The organism is Carnobacteriaceae bacterium zg-C25, from assembly GCA_017945845.1.
In the GTDB taxonomy this organism is placed as follows: Bacteria; Bacillota; Bacilli; order Lactobacillales; family Aerococcaceae; genus WM01.
In genome coordinates this window covers 888,924-906,521 of record CP072828.1, presented here as the reverse complement: position 1 = coordinate 906,521, position 17,598 = coordinate 888,924, and the positions used below count along the sequence as shown (strand labels likewise).

General features: G+C 35.1%; 16 protein-coding genes. 15 read left to right on the top strand and 1 reads right to left on the bottom strand.

Features of this window, described 5'->3' with window-relative positions; translation table 11 throughout:
* The first annotated feature begins 294 nt into the window (after positions 1 to 294).
* The 11 genes from J7S27_04280 to J7S27_04230 all read left to right on the top strand — a co-directional run bounded on the left by J7S27_04280 (position 295) and on the right by J7S27_04230 (position 14,523).
* Positions 295 to 2,121, top strand: coding sequence for a PTS glucose transporter subunit IIA (locus J7S27_04280; protein QTU82537.1), 1,827 nt, complete (start codon positions 295 to 297; stop codon positions 2,119 to 2,121).
* A gap of 366 nt (positions 2,122 to 2,487) precedes the next feature.
* The gene (locus J7S27_04275) at positions 2,488 to 3,060 is read left to right on the top strand and encodes a DJ-1/PfpI family protein (GenBank protein QTU82536.1); all 573 of its coding nucleotides are present in this window, start codon (positions 2,488 to 2,490) and stop codon (positions 3,058 to 3,060) included.
* Positions 3,053 to 3,610 (top strand): DJ-1/PfpI family protein, encoded by a 558-nt coding sequence (locus tag J7S27_04270; protein QTU82535.1) that lies wholly within the window; start codon positions 3,053 to 3,055, stop codon positions 3,608 to 3,610. Before J7S27_04275 ends, J7S27_04270 begins: the two co-directional genes overlap by 8 nt.
* Positions 3,611 to 3,622: 12 nt before the next feature.
* Complete coding sequence (locus J7S27_04265) at positions 3,623 to 4,405, top strand: MurR/RpiR family transcriptional regulator (protein ID QTU82534.1); 783 nt, start codon at positions 3,623 to 3,625, stop codon at positions 4,403 to 4,405.
* Between the two features lie 212 nt (positions 4,406 to 4,617).
* Positions 4,618 to 9,921 (top strand): G5 domain-containing protein, encoded by a 5,304-nt coding sequence (locus J7S27_04260; protein QTU82533.1) that lies wholly within the window; start codon positions 4,618 to 4,620, stop codon positions 9,919 to 9,921.
* 231 nt (positions 9,922 to 10,152) lie between these two features.
* Positions 10,153 to 11,586: an IS1182 family transposase gene (locus tag J7S27_04255; protein ID QTU82532.1), complete on the top strand. Its 1,434-nt coding sequence runs from the start codon at positions 10,153 to 10,155 to the stop codon at positions 11,584 to 11,586.
* Between the two features lie 103 nt (positions 11,587 to 11,689).
* On the top strand, positions 11,690 to 12,088 hold the full coding sequence (locus tag J7S27_04250; protein QTU82531.1) for a DUF3021 domain-containing protein: 399 nt from the start codon (positions 11,690 to 11,692) through the stop codon (positions 12,086 to 12,088).
* A gap of 285 nt (positions 12,089 to 12,373) precedes the next feature.
* Positions 12,374 to 12,559: a hypothetical protein gene (locus J7S27_04245; GenBank protein QTU82530.1), complete on the top strand. Its 186-nt coding sequence runs from the start codon at positions 12,374 to 12,376 to the stop codon at positions 12,557 to 12,559.
* 12 nt (positions 12,560 to 12,571) lie between these two features.
* Positions 12,572 to 12,796, top strand: coding sequence for a hypothetical protein (locus J7S27_04240; GenBank protein ID QTU82529.1), 225 nt, complete (start codon positions 12,572 to 12,574; stop codon positions 12,794 to 12,796).
* Between the two features lie 97 nt (positions 12,797 to 12,893).
* Positions 12,894 to 13,040, top strand: coding sequence for a hypothetical protein (locus tag J7S27_04235; GenBank protein ID QTU82528.1), 147 nt, complete (start codon positions 12,894 to 12,896; stop codon positions 13,038 to 13,040).
* 268 nt (positions 13,041 to 13,308) lie between these two features.
* Positions 13,309 to 14,523, top strand: coding sequence for a hypothetical protein (locus tag J7S27_04230; GenBank protein ID QTU82527.1), 1,215 nt, complete (start codon positions 13,309 to 13,311; stop codon positions 14,521 to 14,523).
* A gap of 21 nt (positions 14,524 to 14,544) precedes the next feature.
* Here the strand turns inward: J7S27_04230 and J7S27_04225 are convergent, their stop codons facing one another.
* Positions 14,545 to 15,510 carry a DNA cytosine methyltransferase gene (locus J7S27_04225; protein QTU82526.1) on the bottom strand — a complete coding sequence of 322 codons (966 nt, stop codon included), beginning with the start codon at positions 15,508 to 15,510 and terminating at the stop codon, positions 14,545 to 14,547.
* Positions 15,511 to 15,802: 292 nt separating this feature from the next.
* On the opposite strand from J7S27_04225, the gene J7S27_04220 reads away from it, so the two are divergent.
* The 4 genes from J7S27_04220 to J7S27_04205 all read left to right on the top strand — a co-directional run bounded on the left by J7S27_04220 (position 15,803) and on the right by J7S27_04205 (position 17,523).
* Positions 15,803 to 16,240, top strand: coding sequence for a small multi-drug export protein (locus tag J7S27_04220; GenBank protein ID QTU83614.1), 438 nt, complete (start codon positions 15,803 to 15,805; stop codon positions 16,238 to 16,240).
* A 47-nt stretch (positions 16,241 to 16,287) separates the two neighbouring features.
* Positions 16,288 to 16,623, top strand: coding sequence for a hypothetical protein (locus J7S27_04215; protein QTU82525.1), 336 nt, complete (start codon positions 16,288 to 16,290; stop codon positions 16,621 to 16,623).
* Between the two features lie 209 nt (positions 16,624 to 16,832).
* On the top strand, positions 16,833 to 17,312 hold the full coding sequence (locus J7S27_04210) for a thioesterase (protein QTU82524.1): 480 nt from the start codon (positions 16,833 to 16,835) through the stop codon (positions 17,310 to 17,312).
* Positions 17,313 to 17,352: 40 nt separating this feature from the next.
* Positions 17,353 to 17,523 carry a hypothetical protein gene (locus J7S27_04205; GenBank protein ID QTU82523.1) on the top strand — a complete coding sequence of 57 codons (171 nt, stop codon included), beginning with the start codon at positions 17,353 to 17,355 and terminating at the stop codon, positions 17,521 to 17,523.
* The last annotated feature ends 75 nt before the right edge of the window (positions 17,524 to 17,598 follow it).

Below are 17,598 nucleotides of genomic sequence, written 5' to 3'. Positions count from 1 at the left end.
GGTTCATAACAGGTAAAAATATATCAATTTTTAGACAATTTAATATACAATAATTAAATTAACTGATTTATCGGCGTAGCCTTTTGGCTGCGCCGATTTTTTGTTAAATATAGTGATAAATCACGAATAGAATGCGTCTTTTACGGTTTGATGATACGGTTAGAAATTAAAAAATGTACGATGATTTTTCTGTTTGCAGAAAAATTTTCAATTTTTGAAAATCGATTGAAAGCGCAATTATTTTTGGATATTGTATGGTTAAACCTAGGGAAATAAAAGTAGGAGGTGCTCAATATGAGCAGCAATAAAGAAACAGCTAAACAAATCATTCAAATTATTGGAGAAGACAATATTACTTTTATGACGCACTGTGCTACGCGATTGCGATTGAACGTTGCTGATGAAAATAAAATTGATTTAAATGCACTTGATCAAGTACCCGGTGTCATTAAGGCACAAATTAAAAGTGGGCAACTTCAAGTTATCATTGGTGCAAAAGTAGCACAAGTATTTGAAGAGGCAACAAAATTAGTTTCACTATCTGATAATCAAGTGCAAAGTACAGAAATTAAGAAGAATATTATTGCACGAGTTGTAGAAGCGATTTCGGGGTGTTTTGGCCCGGTTATTCCAGTTTTGATTGGATGCGGTATGGTGAAGTCTGTTTTAGCAATTTTGACAACACTTAAATTGGTCAGTTCAACTAGTGGAACGTATCAAATGATCAGTTTAATTGGTGATTTATTATTCTATTTCTTCCCATTCTTTTTAGCCGTCAGTGCAGCGAAAAAATTTAAAACACATGAATTTCTTGCCATTGCATTAGCTGGTGCACTGATGTATCCAACGATTCAAAATGGTGCTCTACAAGCCGCTAAAACAGGGGTAAGTAGTTTATCATTTCTTGGATTGCCAGTATTATTTGTAAATTATAAATCTACGATTATTCCAATTATTTTAAGTGTCTGGATAATGTCTTATGTTTATAAATGGGTCAATAAAGTGATTCCAGATACTTTTAAAGTGTTATTTGTACCAATGTTGGTGTTGTTTATTATGGTGCCATTGGAACTTATTGTCATTGGGCCATTCGGTACATATGTCGGTCAAGGTGTTGCTAAAGTAGTGACTTTCCTTTATACAACGAATGGTGTTATTGGGGCATTTTTATTCGGTACCTTTAGACCGTTGTTGATTATTTTTGGTATGCATTATGCCATTACCCCTATTAACGCGCAGTTAATTGCAGAGTACGGACATTCTGTTATTTCACCAGCCAATTTGACAGGAAACTTAGCTCAGGCGGGTGCGACGCTTGCTGTTTTTCTTCTTTTGAAGAAAAAAGCTGAAAAAGCGGAGGCACTTTCAGCTGGTGTTACAGCTTTATTTGGTGTAACAGAGCCCGCAATGTTTGGTTTCAATTTGAAATATAAAAAACCTATGATTTGTGCCATGATTGCAGGTGGTATTGGTGCTGCTTACATCAATTTCTTTGGCGGTGGTGCTACAGCCGTAATTCTTCCGGGAATTCTTGCTTTACCGACTTATATTGCCGATAGTTATATTCACATTATTATTGGTGTTTCTATCAGTATTATTTTAGCAATAGCAGGGACGTTGTTGCTTGGAATTCATAAAAAAGAAAGTCAATTAACTGATGAAACAAATGCTATTTCAGCAACAAAATTAGAAGTTAAACCTTTTGCTAAAGGGGAAATTGTTGAACTCAACAAAGTAAATGATGCGGTTTTTTCAACTGGTATCATGGGACAAGGTTTTGCCATTATCGCAACTGAAGGAAAAGTTTTTGCACCATTTTCAAGTAAAGTGTCGATGGTTTTTGAAACAAAACACGCAATTGGTTTGCGTAGTGATAATGGTGTTGAGGTGCTGATTCATATCGGTTTAGATACGGTAAATTTAAAAGGTGAACATTTTAAAGTGCATATTAAAGAAGGTGACATTGTTGAAACCGGGCAACTACTCGTTGAATTTGATCTCAAAAAATTAAGAGAACTTGGATACGACACGATTATTCCGTTTATTGTAACGAACGGCGTTGAATTTGAACGAGTAACACCAACGATTACTTCAGATAAAATTGAAATTTCATTAGTTTAGTATTTAGCAATGGATACAATAAAAGCGTTAAAGCAGGTAGTAAAAAAATGACGATTTTATAACAAATCGTTATCTATAAGTTGTAGATGTAGATTGCTTGTTAAAAAAATCAGCCAGATAAGACTATATTATTTATTGCAATTTTAAATGATACTGATTAACGATTTAGATTGGTTAACGAAAAATAAATCATGATGCTTAAAAATATAATACGGCTTTTTATTAAATGAAGATGTATTTCTAATGATAAAAAATAGTAGATGATAGTTCACAAGGCACAATAATTTTTCCAGATTTTGAAAAAATGTGTTGTCTTTATAACACAAATGATACACTAAAGAAAAAGTAAAGTAGGGTAGGTAAATTATGGTGAAAGTAGCAGTATTTGTAGCCCCGGGATTTGAAGAAGGGGAAACATTAACAATCGCAGACATTATTCGTCGTGCCAATATTGAATGTAAATTAGTTGGAACAGATGAAATCGTCACTGGCGCACACGACATAACCGTAAAATGTGATGCCGTTTTACATTCAGATATTTCAAAAGAGTATGATATGGTCGTTTTACCAGGGGGACGTCCGGGAGCGGATAACCTTCGAGATAACGATTTGGTCATCAAAGCCATCAAAGAAATGGATGCATCTGGTAAATGGGTGGCTGCCATGTGTGCGGCACCGATTGCATTGGAACGTGCAGGTATTCTTGAAAATAGAGAGTTTACGGCTTATGTTGGATACCAAGATGTGATAAAAGCGGGTCAGTTCAAAGAAGATATTGTCGTTGTAGATAAAAATTTAGTTACTAGTCGTGGTCCGGCTACGGCGTATGCCTTTGCATATGCATTGGTTGATGTGTTAGGTGGCGATTCTATCGCTGTAAAAAAACGTATGGTTTATACAAATGCGTTTGATGTCGAGGAGGGAAAAATTTATGGCTAAAGTTGCAGTATTAATGGCAGAAGGGTACGAAGAAGGCGAAACGCTAACCATTGTCGATATCCTTCGACGTACTGAAATCGAAACAACAACATTTTATTTTGGCGATGATGCATTTGTTAAAGGGATGCATAATATGTATATTAAAGCGGATAAAAAATTTGGTCTTGAAGTCTATGATTATGACGTTGTTGTTTTACCAGGAGGGCGTCCAGGTGGTGCCAATCTTTTAGCCAATCCAGAAGTCATTAAACTTGTTCAAGATTTCAATGTTACTCAAGGAAAATTTATCGCAGCAATGTGTTCAGGAACGGTTGTTTTATCCGAAGCGCACGTTATTGACGGTAAAAATGTTACAGGGTATACTGGCTATGCAGAAAAATTAATTGGCGGAAACTTCAAAGAAGATGTTGTCGTTTTTGACCAAAATATAATTACAAGTCAAGGGCCAGCAACGCCTTATCCGTTTGCGTATAAAATCGCAGAAATATTGGGAAAAGATACTTCTTTATTGAGAGAAAGAATGTTGTATAACTTTGCTGGTGGACGCTAGAAAAGAGTCAATATGATTTATGGAAAATTACCAGTTGTTTTTTTGGGACTGTTAGCAAGCGAAAAAAGTGGATCGACCAATAGCATTATTGCGAAATTTATTTTAGAAAATCTTGAAGATATGAAAGATATTGGTATTCAACAATTTGCCACTGAGTGTAATGTGTCTACTTCCTCCATTTCTCGATTTTGTCGGGAGATAGGTCTTGAAGGCTTTTCAGAATTGAAAATGATTTTGAATCAAGCCAATCTACAAAAAGGGCCTGAAGCGAGTCAAGGTTGTTTTCAAGAACGAAAGAAGGCATATACTCAACAGACGGTTGGTGGTATACAGCGAGTATCCGATTCATTAAATGAATCGGATTTAATGGAATTAGTTCAGGACATTAAAAAGTATGACAATGTTGCGGCGTTTGGTTTAATGAAAGCAGAGACTGCAGCGTTAATTTTACAGAGCGATTTATTAATGTATGGCAAACAAATTTTTACAAATTTATCTTTTAAAGAACAAACGGACTACATTTTAGATGCAGATGATAATCAGTTGATTATTCTGTTTTCCTTTACCAGTTCATATTTTGATTACGCACCGCTCAAACCGTTTTTACGAAAGAAAAGACAGCCTAAAATTTGGATGGTGACGGGAGGAAATACGAATACCCCTTCATTTGTGCATAAGTGCTTAAAATTTAAATCCAGTCAAAATCATTTTGAACATCCAAGTCAACTAGATTTTGTGGCAACAATATTGGCACAAGAATACAATTATTTTAATCAAAAACTGACAGAAAAATAAAGGTTTTAAAAAACGAATTAGATGAAACGTGTAGATAGGAAAGGGCTATCTACATGTTTTTTTGGTTTGACATAAGAAAATCATTTGTTTTTCAGATATTTTATAAAAAAATGTAAAAAGTTTCTGATAAAGCTTTGAGTTAATGCGAGCAATTACGATTTGTTGTGCTATAATGAAAACAAAAACGAATATCAATTTTGGGGGGATGTCAAATGTACGGAAAAAGGAATATGATGGGGGAAAAAGTACGTAAGTATGCTATAAAAAAATATTCTATTGGTGTGGTTTCAGCATGTGTTGCTTTTGGTATGTTATTTGTTGGTAATAATGAAACCGTTTACGCTGTTGAGTCAAATCGAGTGGACACTATTGAAAATAGTACCGCTATAGATAAATCAAATGTAGAAGAAACCACTGATGCGCTCAGTTTGGAAAATGAAACGGTAAAAGAAGAAACGGTAACTAACAAACAGCCACTAAAAGAAACCGTGACCAATGAGCAATCGTTAAAAGAACAAGGCAATAAAGAAAAATCATCTAAAGAAAAAACCGATAAACAAGTGCCTAATCAAAATGATAAAGTCGCTATACCAACTAATGATACACCTGCTAAAGTTGATAAACAAAAAGTCAGCGTGATAGAAAACGTTGTAACTAACCGTAGTGCTTTTAGAATGGCTAATCCTGATGTGAGTGATGTAAAAGCCATTGTTCCACTAAATGATGATGGGAATATTAAAGACACTGTCAGTCATGGTGCAGCGAATACGGTTTTAGTCGTTAAAAATGATGGCACAATTTCAAAAGAGCAAGCAAATGGTGCTTATGCATATGCACCAAAGCAAGTTGTCAATGATGATCAAATACGCCCAGCGATTAATGCGCTTAAATCTGTTGAGTATGACGATTTATTTGACATTTTACAACCAAGAGTTCGTTTTTTAGAAAAATTACAAATTCAAAATGATTTAAAAAAAGAAATTGGTCGCGAACCAAGTGAAGCCGAAATTAATGCGCGCGTGAAGAAAGTGTACATGGATAAATTGGATATGCGCAATCAATTTAAACAGGTCAAAGATACAGTTGAAGATACAATTAAAGGGCTTCTTGAACGGTCTACTTATACCGATACGAATAAAATCATTGCGAATAAATCTCAAATTTTATTAGGTTTATCCTATTTAGAAAGACAATATCCTTTTGCGTTTGACGGTATTAAAGCAAAAGATTTAATTTTGTATCACCCCGAAATATATGGTACAAAAACAGATCCGCTGGATAGACTCATTAATATTGGGCGCTTAACCTATGCGGATGTTGAATTATCGAATACCGATAAAACATACGAGAAAAAAATAAAGCCCATCACCCAACAAAATACGATTTATGACTTTATTGTCAATCATGTCAAAATGTTTGAACCAAGCGTAAATCCTAGTGACTGGTTTAAACAACATACCAACGTCATCATTGTAGAAACGGATAGTCCCTATGCTGACTCCAATTTATTTATGAAAATGTCGCATGATACACGTTTGCGTTCACATTTAATTCCACTATTGACGGTCAACGAGAATAGTTTATATGCAATTAGTACGATGAGTACCGTTACGTATGGTTTGTTAGATTCGTATTTAAAAGATAAAACGGATATGGCAGCTATCGAAACCTTTAAAGAACAAATACGAGAAGCTTCGGTAAAACAAGAAGCGTTTGTCGATTTTTGGTATCGCATTAGTGAAAAAAGGGATAGATTATTTGAAGGAAATGATATTTTAGTCATCGATACGATGAGAAAATATAGTGATGATCCAACTGAATCAGGAAGAGAATCGTGGTTGGCGGCGTATGGTGAAAATAGTGTGAACGGAATCCGTCAGTTTATGGCGCCGTTTAGATACCATTTAGACTTTTTACATGCAGATGGACAAGCGACTGGTGACATTGTAAACCACTTTTTAGCGAAGACATTGACGGATAGAGGTCAATCGGTGTACACGCATGAAATTACGCATATGCTCGATCAAAAAGTTTGGTTTAATGGCTATGCTAGACGGGCAGGGCAAGGTGTTGAAGTCTATGCTCGTGGTTTGTTCGAATCGCTCAACAATACAAATGGCGCTTCGGGTTATGAATCTATTTTTAATTTAAACACAACGTATGAGTTGCGTGGAGCGGGTCGGACACAAAATGAATCCCCTAATCGTTTCCAAAAAGAATCCGATTTAAAAGAATATATGCAAGGGATAATGGATGTTTTATATACACTAGACTATGCAGAATCAGAATCTATTCTTAAACAGTCCAATGATAATCGGTCTGTTTTATTAAATAAAGTGTCACTAATACCCGATCCAAAACGAGCAAATGAAGTAAAAGATAGTTTTTCAAATATTGATGAAACTACGGCAGCGAGTTTAACGTCTATCAACGACTTTATTGATAAAGGTATCGTATCTGGTCGACTAGCCTTTAAAGGTCGTCAAACAGTTGGAGAAGCAACGCCGAATGGGTATCATGTTGTTCCACTTTTTGAACCGATATATGCAGGGGTGCAAAATGACGTTGGTTCAGTAGGTGATGTGACGTTTAGACGTTATGCCTATGAATTGTTAGCTGAATATGGTTATAAAAATGGGATGGTTTCGTACTTATCTAATCAATACGCTAACGATCAAGAAGCGCTAACTGCCATTTTAGATGATGCGTATCAAGGGAATTTAGCAACGTTTAAAAAAGATATGTTCAAACGTCGTATTGATAAAGTCGATAAATTAAAAGAAACACCATATTTTAAAACGTATAGTGAATTACAGACGCTAATGGATGAAGCAATTGCTAAAGATTTAGCGCAGATGAAGCGAAATAAACAATATGGTCAAAATATTTTAACAGCGGTTACGGCTGTTCATGACTTAAAACGAAAAATATTTGAGTTTTATTTAAATGATACGAGTGATTTTAGAAGTTCTATTTACAATGACGTTGTTTCCGGTAAAGATGTTGAAGAAACACGTGAAGCGATTCCAATTACGACGACGTATCGTGAAGATGAAACCCTTTGGGCTGATGAAACACGAACAGAGAATGGTGAAGCGGGTGTAACTTTAATTACAAAAATTTGGACGACTGAAAATGGTGTGCGCATAGGGGAGCCAGTTGTTGTTTCTAAAGTTGAAAAAGCAATGACCCCAACGGTTGTGTATCGTGGGACAAAACCAATTGATAGTGAGAGCGTAACAGAAACGGATGTGGAAATTCCTGTAACAACGCAAGATTCCACAGACGATACCTTGTACACTGATGAAACACGCACACAAGAAGGTCAAGCGGGCTTGAAACGTGTTCGAACAGTACAACAGTATAAAAAAGGTGTAGCCTTTGGTGAACCCGTTGTTACAGAAGAAATTGTTACGGCAATGGCCCCAACGGTTGTATACCGTGGAACAAAACCAATCGATACGGAGACCGTAACAGAAACGGATGTTGAAATCCCTGTAACAACACAAGAAACCATAGATGATACATTGTATACTGACGAAACACGTACCGAACAAGGACAAGCGGGCTTGAAACGTGTACGCACAGTACAACGGTATAAAAAAGGTGTGCCATTTGGTAATCCTGTTGTTACAGAAGAGATTGTAACGGCAATGACCCCAACGGTTGTGTACCGTGGAACAAAACCAATCGATAGTGAGACTGTGACGGAAACAAATGTTGAAATTCCTGTAACAACGCAAGACTCCACAGACGATACATTGTATACTGACGAAACACGTACACAAGAAGGAGAAGCAGGATTGAAACGTGTACGCACAGTACAACAGTATAAAAAAGGAGTACCATTTGGTAACCCTGTTGTCACAGAAGAAATCATCACACCAATGACGCCAACGATTGTGTATCGTGGGACAAAACCAATCGAGAGTGAGATCGTAACGGAAACAAACGTTGAAATTCCACTAACAACGCAAGAAACCACAGATGATACCTTGTATACTGACGAAACGCGTACACAAGAAGGTCAAGCGGGCTTGAAACGCGTACGAACAGTACAACAGTATAAAAAAGGTGTAGCCTTTGGTGATCCAGTTGTCACAGAAGAAATCATCACGCCAATGACGCCAACGATTGTGTATCGTGGAACAAAACCAATCGATAGTGAGACTGTAACAGAAACAAATGTGGAAATTCAAGTAACAACGCAAGAATCTACAAATGACACGTTATATACCGATGAAACGCGTACACAAGAAGGACAAGCAGGCTTGAAACGCGTACGCACAGTACAACAGTATAAAAAAGGGGTGCCATTTGGTGAACCTGTTGTTACAGAAGAAATCATCACGCCAATGACGCCAACGGTTGTGTATCGTGGAACAAAACCAATTGATAGTGAAACCGTAACAGAAACAAATGTTGAAATCCCAGTAACAACACAAGAATCAACTGATGACACATTGTATACTGACGAAACACGCACCGAACAAGGACAAGCAGGATTGAAACGTGTTCGAACAGTACAACAGTATAAAAAAGGAGTGCCATTTGGTGAACCTGTTGTTACAGAAGAAATCATCACGCCAATGACGCCAACGGTTGTGTATCGTGGAACAAAACCAATTGATAGTGAAACCGTAACAGAAACAAATGTTGAAATTCCAGTAACAACACAAGAAGCCACAGATGATACATTGTATACTGACGAAACACGTACACAAGAAGGCCAAGCGGGATTGAAACGCGTTCGAACAGTACAACAGTATAAAAAAGGAGTAGCGTTTGGTGACCCTGTTGTTACAGAAGAAATCATCACGCCAATGACGCCAACGGTTGTGTATCGTGGAACAAAACCAATTGATAGTGAAACCGTAACAGAAACAGACGTTGTAATTCCAGTAACAATTCAAGAATCAACAGATGACACATTGTATACCGATGAAACGCGTACACAAGAAGGCCAAGCGGGATTGAAACGCGTACGCACAGTACAGCAGTATAAAAAAGGTGTAGCGTTTGGTGAACCAGTTGTCACAGAAGAAATCATCACGGCAATGACCCCAACTATCGTGTACACAGGAACAAAACTGAAAGACCAAGTAGAAAAAATGGAAGATATACCATTTATGGTAGAAATTATTGAAGACGATACGTTAGCTTCTGGAACAAAAATTGTCGAACAAGTGGGCAAAGTTGGTCAAAAACGGATTTATGCTGTAAATGGTGTGGAAAAAGAGGAGATTATCAATCAACCAATCATTGAAAAAGTAAGAATTGGTAAAAAACAAACCACTCTTACACAAAGTGATGATCCGACGATTATTCCGGATAATAAACGCAGTTCTTTAGAGAAAAAAACAATTCCAAATGGTTATCAAAAAGTACCTAAAGACAAAACGTTGCCACAAACAAACACAAAAAATAACCCAACAGAAATCGGCTGGTTAGCTTTATTTGCAAGTTGGCTATTGTTCACATTCCGATTAAAAAAAGAAAATGAGTTAAATGATTAATAAAATAGTACCAAATGGGTAACCATTTGGTACTACAGACTGTTGACAAATAAACTGTCAACAGTCTTTTTTCGTACCAGACGTTAAGTTGTACGGCTTACCGCGATGTACACGATACATCGCGCGTTCCCTACTACGTGCGAGAACGAAGCCATTCGTACAACAACGTCTGATACGATAATAACACTTAAAAGTGGTATAATAGAGATAAGAAAAAGGAGGGAACAATTTATGTTTTATAAAGAAAATCATCCAAATGACGAAATCATATTAAACACATTATCCGAATTAGTACCAAAAGATCATTTACTACGTAAAATTGATAAATCAATTGATTTCAATTTTATTTATGATATTACTTCTCCTTACTATAGTCATACCAACGGTCGTAATAGTTTAGATCCAGTTGTTTTATTTAAATTAGTCTTTTTAAAAGATATTTACGGTATTAAATCAATGCGAGAAACCATTAAACGTGTCGAAACTGATGTGGCGTTTAGATGGTTTTTAAACCTTCCTTTCTCTAAACCAACTCCTCATTATTCCACTTTTTCTCAAAATTATATTCGCCGTTTTCAAGGTACTTCTGTGTTTGAAGATATATTTAACACTATTGTACACCAAGCTATCTCACATCATTTAATTAGTGGGACAGCATTATTTACAGATTCCACACATATTAAAGCAAATGCCAATAAAAATAAATTTAAAAACGCTATTATTGAAACCGTTCAAGAACGTAAACGAGATTTAGAAAACGAAATTAACGCTGAACGAGAAGCTATTGGAAAAAAGCCTTTTAATTACACTGATAAAATCATCTCTAAATCCATTAAAGAAAGTACGACTGATCCAGAAAGTGGATATTACCATAGAGATAATAAAGAAAAGGGATTTATGTACTTAGACCATCGTAGTGTAGATGGTAAACATAATTTTATTGTGGATTGCTTTATTACACCAGGCAACGTGCATGATAGTGTACCGTATGTGTCGCGATTAACACATATAATCGAAACATTTAATTTTAATGTGAATTGTGTCGCGTTAGATAGCGGATATTATAAAAAAGACATTTTAAAATTTTTAGAAGAGAAAAAGATATTTTCTGTGATTGGGTATCGACGTTTTCATCGCAATCCTGACCATAAATTTTTTCGATATAATTCATCTATAGATTGTTTTACGGATACACGTACGGGAGAAATTTATACCTACAGAAATATTGATAGACAAGGATATAAACAGTATCGTATAAGCGATAATAGTAATAAACGGATACTACGTCGAGCGATAGATGCTGATGTATACGATAGATGTCGTGAACGTCGATTATCTACGTTTGGGAAAGCATTATATAAACGACGGAAAGAAACGATTGAGCGTAGTTTTGCAGACTCTAAGCAAAATCATGGGTATCGATTTGCGCAATATAGAGGAGTAACCAAGATGCAACAGTATACTTGGTTATCTTGTGCTGCCCAAAACATGAAAAAAATGGCAATTCTACTCACTGGAGATAGCCATTTTTTGAGATATTATTCTTCATTTCGTATTTTAAAATTCAAAATCCAACATATTTTTCATTTTTTAAAAAATATGTTGGATTTTTTATTGGTATTGTCAACAGTCTGTAGTACCAAATGGGTAACCATTTGGTACTAGCTTTAAGCGGTTTGTTCAGTATAATACGAAAATGAAGGCACGTGATTAGTGTCGTCTACCTGATATGCTGCACAAAGTACAATATTGTGAAGGAGAAAAAGCAATGTTCATTAAAAAAGCTATTATTCGAGGCGGGATTCCTTTTGTCATCATGACCGGTATATCGCTCATCATGATTGCTCAAAACATGGATGCATATGATATAAAAAGTACATTTATATCTGGTCTAGCAGCGACAGCAATAGGTGCTTTTTCGGTTATTTATGAAATTGAAAAATGGTCCTTATTCAAGCAATCTGCAATTCATTTTATAGCGATGTTATGTACAGTCTATCCATGCTTGCTGACGAGCAGTTGGTTTGTGATAAACAGCCCAATGGATTATTTGGTCGTATTTGGCATATTTTTGGCTGTCGGCGTAGTGATGTGGACAATAAGTTACTTTATTTTTGGGAAGTTGTTGAACAGCGATAGTACAAAAAAGCCATCGTCCAAAAAGTAACAACGCATTGAATTTGTAGCGTTTACGTTTACATGATTAGAATCAAAAAATGTAATGTGTAGTTTGGAGTATAGATAATGTTAAAAGGAATAGGCTATGTATTGTTTGGAATAGGGTTATTATTTATGAGTCCAAAATTTTTAAAACAATATAAAAGAGAAAAAAATATAGAAAATATACTACAACTATGTGGAATCTTATTGATAGGTATATCCAGTTTACTTTTAGGTGTTTTAGAATTTATAATATACAATAGTTGTTCGTGACAAGGTATCTATCTCTACATTGATTGAAGAATTAGAGCATGCTGAGCAGTATCTGCGTGGAGAAAATGACGGTAGCGAACTATCAGTTATATTAAATGAAATAGCAGCTAAAGAAAAATCTATTACTGAATACGAGTGGTACAAATTACCTAAAATTGAGGTTGAATCTGTAAAAAAAGAAATTAAAAGATATCAAAAAAATTGAGGAGGTTACAAAATGATAATAAAAAAAGTTTTTAAATTAGGAAATAGAGCTATTTTGAGTTTAGACGCTTCTTTACCTGTAAATTTTAAAAATCATATTGACGTTTTGATTGAGGGTGTTGTTTATCATGATGCAATTCTTCCGATGACAAACGGCGATGCTAAAAGAGCAGATGTTTCTATTATGTTTAATGGGAATGATGACATAGTTGGTAAAGAGTTGAAATTTTTATTTTAATTATAAAAAGAACGTAAGTTATATTAATACTTTTTCAAGAAAAGAATACCAATTTAAACCACCTAGAATACTCTAGGTGGTTTTTAGGAGAATGAATATGGCTAGAGATGATTATCCAGTTATTGTATATCAGATTTTGTCTTATCTGTATAAAAAATTAAAAACTGATAGACCAATTGATATTAACAAATTAAAACATGATGGAAATTTATTCCAAATCAATAAAAACTATTATATTTTATAGTAATCTTAAATAAAAAGTAAACCTTTGAAAACATTTAGTTATCAACGTTTTCAAAGGTCTTTTTTGTTTGGGGACTTAATTTGGACTAAAAAAATACATTTATTTATAAAAATTTGTGTAATATATATCATTAAAAATCACTATACACATATGATATAATGTTTTATATGTATATAAATGAATAGTGATATATGTATAATTTGAACAACCATGTAAACATGATAAAACATAAGATAATTTGTGTGTCAAATTAAGAAAGGGGACAAATATGTTTTACGATAAACAACCAGTTGAGCATCAAGAGAATTATAAAAATATGTTGAAAATATTGGGTAGTTTATCAAGACTGTTTTCAGAAGCTGATGAACCATATTTATATTACAGAGCACATGAAAATGTGTTTGCTAAATATTTCAAAGTTGATAATAACGCACGACATGATGATTCAGCAGATGCTTACGATAGTCGTTCAGGAATTGGAATAGGATTGAAGACATGGGTTGGTGGAGATAATCAAAAAGTAGCTGAATTTGGGCGGTTAAGACCTAAATATGAGCATTTAAATGGTATGGAACTTATCCAAGCAATAGCTGGGTATAGAAATGCAAGAATTCGAACTACTATGAATGCTCATGACTTGAATGAAATGTTGTATCATATTGTTAAGCGTATTCCGGGAGCAATGCGTATCTATGAGTCTACTTTTGATGAAATTGATATAAAAAATATTATTTTAGATGAAAAAAGAGGTAATGCAAACAGTACGTATTTTACAGATGGAAATCATACCTATAAGTTCAGTCGTTCAAAAAATACGTTGTACATGATTTTTGATGATATGGAACTTTTAGATGAATTTGAAGTTGAAATTTATGAAGACCCATATGATGTGTTGTCGGAATTGGTTGCACAAGGAGTGGTTTCGTCTATTCATGAATCAAAATTTAGCAAAAATCAATTGTGTTTACGTTTATATTCTACAAAACCTGACGGTACAAAATTTGTGGCATCAAAAAGTGGTTTGAATCAGTGGAATGGCTTTAGAACGTCATATCGAATTAATGAAAATGGTGAAAGAGAAATTACTAGAGTTACACCTAGAGATTCTAATGAGGTCTATATTCCTTATCCAGCAGAGGATAGACGTAGAAAAGAGTTTTTTCCACCAAAAGATGAAGCCTTTAGCATTAAGTTGCCTAATGGAAAATGGATAAGTGCTAAAGTTTGTCAACAGGGTGGCAAAGCAATTATGAGTAATCCAAATAATTTGCTTGGGCAGTGGCTTTTGAGAGATGTATTTGAATTGGAAGAAGGTACTCAAGTGACTTATGATATGCTACGAATATTCAATGTAGATAGTATAATGTTTACTAAAATTGAAGACCATAAATACACAGTTGATTTTTGTGAGTTAGGCACGTATGAACGCTTTTATGGACTTGAAGATAGTGAATCAGAAAATGAAGAAAACGACCTTACTTAATTACAAGGTCGTTTTTCTTGTCTAATCAATTGCTTTTACAATATTTTCAGCTATTCTATGAATGACTTCAACGCATACAGAATTTCCAGCTTGTTTATAAAGCCTAGATTCAGCTTGGTCTGGGAGTTTAAAATCTTGAGGGAATCCTTGTGCATTAAAACATTCATGAGGCGTCAATTTACGAATACCATGTTTTGTTAATACAAGAGGGACGTTGTGTCCACCGCCACCCATATTTGCTGTGAGGGTAGGGACTACATTTTTTTTGTTTTCACGTACATATTGTCTACGCCATTGATATGTTGTTGTAGAATCTGTCATTGCTTTTACAAGTTCGTTATAAATATTACCTTTATATTTGCCTTCTGTGTAATAATATTTATCATCAACTTTATTTTCAAAATCAATGATGTCAGATAAACGTCTTGTTAGAGGGATAGGGTCTGGAAAAGCAAATTTTTTATAATCTTCTTCATTTTTGAAGCCTACAATATAGATACGTTCACGGTTTTGCGGTGTGTTTCCTGAAGACATGGCATTCATGACTTGATAGCGATAATGGTATCCTTCTTGCTTAAGTGCGTCAAGTATTACTCGGAATGTGTTTCCGTCATCATGCCCTACAAGATTTTTTACATTTTCAAAAAATACCACTCTAGGTTTTTTATCAGCGATGATTCGCATCAGCTCAAAAAATAACATACCTCTTCCTTTTGGGTCTTTAAATCCTTTACGGTAACCTGCAATAGAGAATGCTTGACAAGGGAATCCACCTACACAAATATCGATATTTGGAACTTCCTCTGGTTTAACTGTTTGAATATCTCTGCAATCAACTTTGATAGGAAAATTTAATTCAAAAGTGCGAGCCGGATAATTGTCAATCTCATTAGCGTAGACTGTCTTTACACGACCAGTTTCTTCAAATCCGAGGTCTATACCTCCAACACCAGCAAAAAAGGAAGCCATTTTGTATTGTTTCTTCATAGATTAAAGTTCCTTTCATGTATGAATACGGATATTATAATATAATTTGCAACGCGCCGCAAATTATATGAACAGTCTAGATGATGTCTACCATCATACACCACACATTTCTTTTTTATGAAAACAGTTGTCCGTTGTGTGTAGTTATTGATATAATGGTAAAATAATGCGATATACTATCGTTTAAAAATTTTTTAAAATACGGGGTGGTGTTATCAAGTGCCCTCAATGAAAAGAAAGAGGTTAAATAGTTTTAATGTTACAAAAATATTTTTACTTATTTTTAGTGTCAATGGTACCAATTGTTGAATTGCGTGGTGCAATGATTATGTCGGCAGGTTGGCAAATGCCGTTATGGACATCATTGTTCATTAGTGTTATTGGAAATATGTTGCCAGTGCCTGTCATTTACTTTTTCGCAAGAAGAGTATTGGAGTGGGGAAGTGATAAACGCTATATTGGAAAAACGTTTACCTTTTTCTTGGAAAAAGGACATGCAGCAGGAAAGAAATTAGAAGATAAATCGGCATCGGGTGTATTTTTAGCGTTGATGCTATTCGTAGCCATTCCTGCACCTGGAACGGGAGCTTGGACGGGTACTTTAGCAGCTAGTGTGTTGGATTTTGATTTTAAACGAAGCGTTTTAGCTGTTTTACTAGGTGTTATTATTGCGGGTATCATTATTGGTGTATTAAGCAATTTAGGACTAGCGTTTATTTTTGGACTGTAAAAAGTCAATAAATCAGGTATAATAAAGAAAAAGTAGGGGGTATTTTTATGAAAGAACATCATATTCATGATAATCATGATCACGTACATGGCGAAAAGTGTGGCCATACGGCAATACAACATGGCGATCATATTGACTACATTCATGACGGTCATTTACATCATCCACACGATAACCATGTGGACGAATGTGTGATTGAAGTGAGTGAAACGAATCCAGATACGTGTGCACCTGTTGAGACAGATCACGTACATGGTGATAACTGTGGACATGAAAAAGTGCCACATGGCGATCATGTCGATTATTTAGTGGATGGTCGTTTACAGCATGTACACGGCAACCATGTTGATGACCATGGACCAATTGAAGTCATTTCAAAATAATATCATTTAGCTATTGACGAATAGGTCGATAGCTTTTTATGTTGGAAAGGCACACGATAAATGTTTTTTTAGGTTTTTAAGAGCTTAAAACAACAAAAAATAGAACAATTATCTCAAAATCAATAAATGGCACAGTTATATTTTATTTGACGATTATTTCTAAATTTAATATAGTATAAAAAAGCACTTACAAATTAAGGGGGTAAAATATGACAGTAGAAAAAATTGCCATACAGCAAACGTATGGAGATAGATTTCAACATTGTTGGGGATGTGGTCCTAAAAATGATGCAGGTATGCACTTACATTCTTATCCAAGTGAAGATGGAGAAACGTGTGTATGCCAAGTGATACCAGACAAGCAATATACAGGGGGCGTACCATTCAATCTATTTGGTGGGATGATTGCCGTTATATTTGATTGCCATGGAACAGCATCTGCTGCATGGTTTGCACATAAAGAAAAAGGGTTGACATTACAAGAAGATACCGTCATTGGACGATTTATTACGGCACGTTTAGAAGTGGATTATATAAAACCAACACCAATGAATGAACCCATTACTGTCATCTCTCGTCTTGAAGAGTTAACGCCTAAAAAAGCCATTATCACTATGGAAATGGTAGTGGCTGATGAAGTTCGCGCTATGGCACGAATGGTAGCGGTAGCAGTAAAAGATACAATGTAGTGTTTTGTGAATAGTGTTAGAAAGAAAAAAGGAGAAAAAGATGAAAGAAAAAGCTTTAGCCGGTATCGGTTTGACATTGATGGTGTCAGGTATCGTATTACACCGTACGTTATCAGAATTTCCAATTTGGGCAATGGCTGCAATGCATGCCACTGGCGTAACATGTATTGGAACGGCTACCTATCGTCATTTGAAAAATAAAAAGAAATAGCACAAAAACACCAGACACGCCTGTTGTGTCTGGTGTTTTTAGGGGTTAAAGTTGAAAGCATTCGCATCAATCTTA

Excerpts from the sequence above, each read along its gene's own strand:
- J7S27_04215 (QTU82525.1), top strand. The coding sequence starts at position 16,288 with ATGAAAGAACATCATATTCATGATAATCATGATCACGTACATGGCGAA.
- J7S27_04220 (QTU83614.1), top strand. The coding sequence starts at position 15,803 with ATGGTACCAATTGTTGAATTGCGTGGTGCAATGATTATGTCGGCAGGT.
- J7S27_04230 (QTU82527.1), top strand. The coding sequence starts at position 13,309 with ATGTTTTACGATAAACAACCAGTTGAGCATCAAGAGAATTATAAAAAT.
- J7S27_04205 (QTU82523.1), top strand. The coding sequence starts at position 17,353 with ATGAAAGAAAAAGCTTTAGCCGGTATCGGTTTGACATTGATGGTGTCA.
- J7S27_04210 (QTU82524.1), top strand. The coding sequence starts at position 16,833 with ATGACAGTAGAAAAAATTGCCATACAGCAAACGTATGGAGATAGATTT.
- J7S27_04235 (QTU82528.1), top strand. The coding sequence starts at position 12,894 with ATGGCTAGAGATGATTATCCAGTTATTGTATATCAGATTTTGTCTTAT.
- J7S27_04260 (QTU82533.1), top strand. The coding sequence starts at position 4,618 with ATGTACGGAAAAAGGAATATGATGGGGGAAAAAGTACGTAAGTATGCT.
- J7S27_04280 (QTU82537.1), top strand. The coding sequence starts at position 295 with ATGAGCAGCAATAAAGAAACAGCTAAACAAATCATTCAAATTATTGGA.
- J7S27_04255 (QTU82532.1), top strand. The coding sequence starts at position 10,153 with ATGTTTTATAAAGAAAATCATCCAAATGACGAAATCATATTAAACACA.
- J7S27_04270 (QTU82535.1), top strand. The coding sequence starts at position 3,053 with ATGGCTAAAGTTGCAGTATTAATGGCAGAAGGGTACGAAGAAGGCGAA.
- J7S27_04275 (QTU82536.1), top strand. The coding sequence starts at position 2,488 with ATGGTGAAAGTAGCAGTATTTGTAGCCCCGGGATTTGAAGAAGGGGAA.
- J7S27_04250 (QTU82531.1), top strand. The coding sequence starts at position 11,690 with ATGTTCATTAAAAAAGCTATTATTCGAGGCGGGATTCCTTTTGTCATC.
- J7S27_04240 (QTU82529.1), top strand. The coding sequence starts at position 12,572 with ATGATAATAAAAAAAGTTTTTAAATTAGGAAATAGAGCTATTTTGAGT.
- J7S27_04225 (QTU82526.1), bottom strand. The coding sequence starts at position 15,510 with ATGAAGAAACAATACAAAATGGCTTCCTTTTTTGCTGGTGTTGGAGGT.
- J7S27_04265 (QTU82534.1), top strand. The coding sequence starts at position 3,623 with ATGATTTATGGAAAATTACCAGTTGTTTTTTTGGGACTGTTAGCAAGC.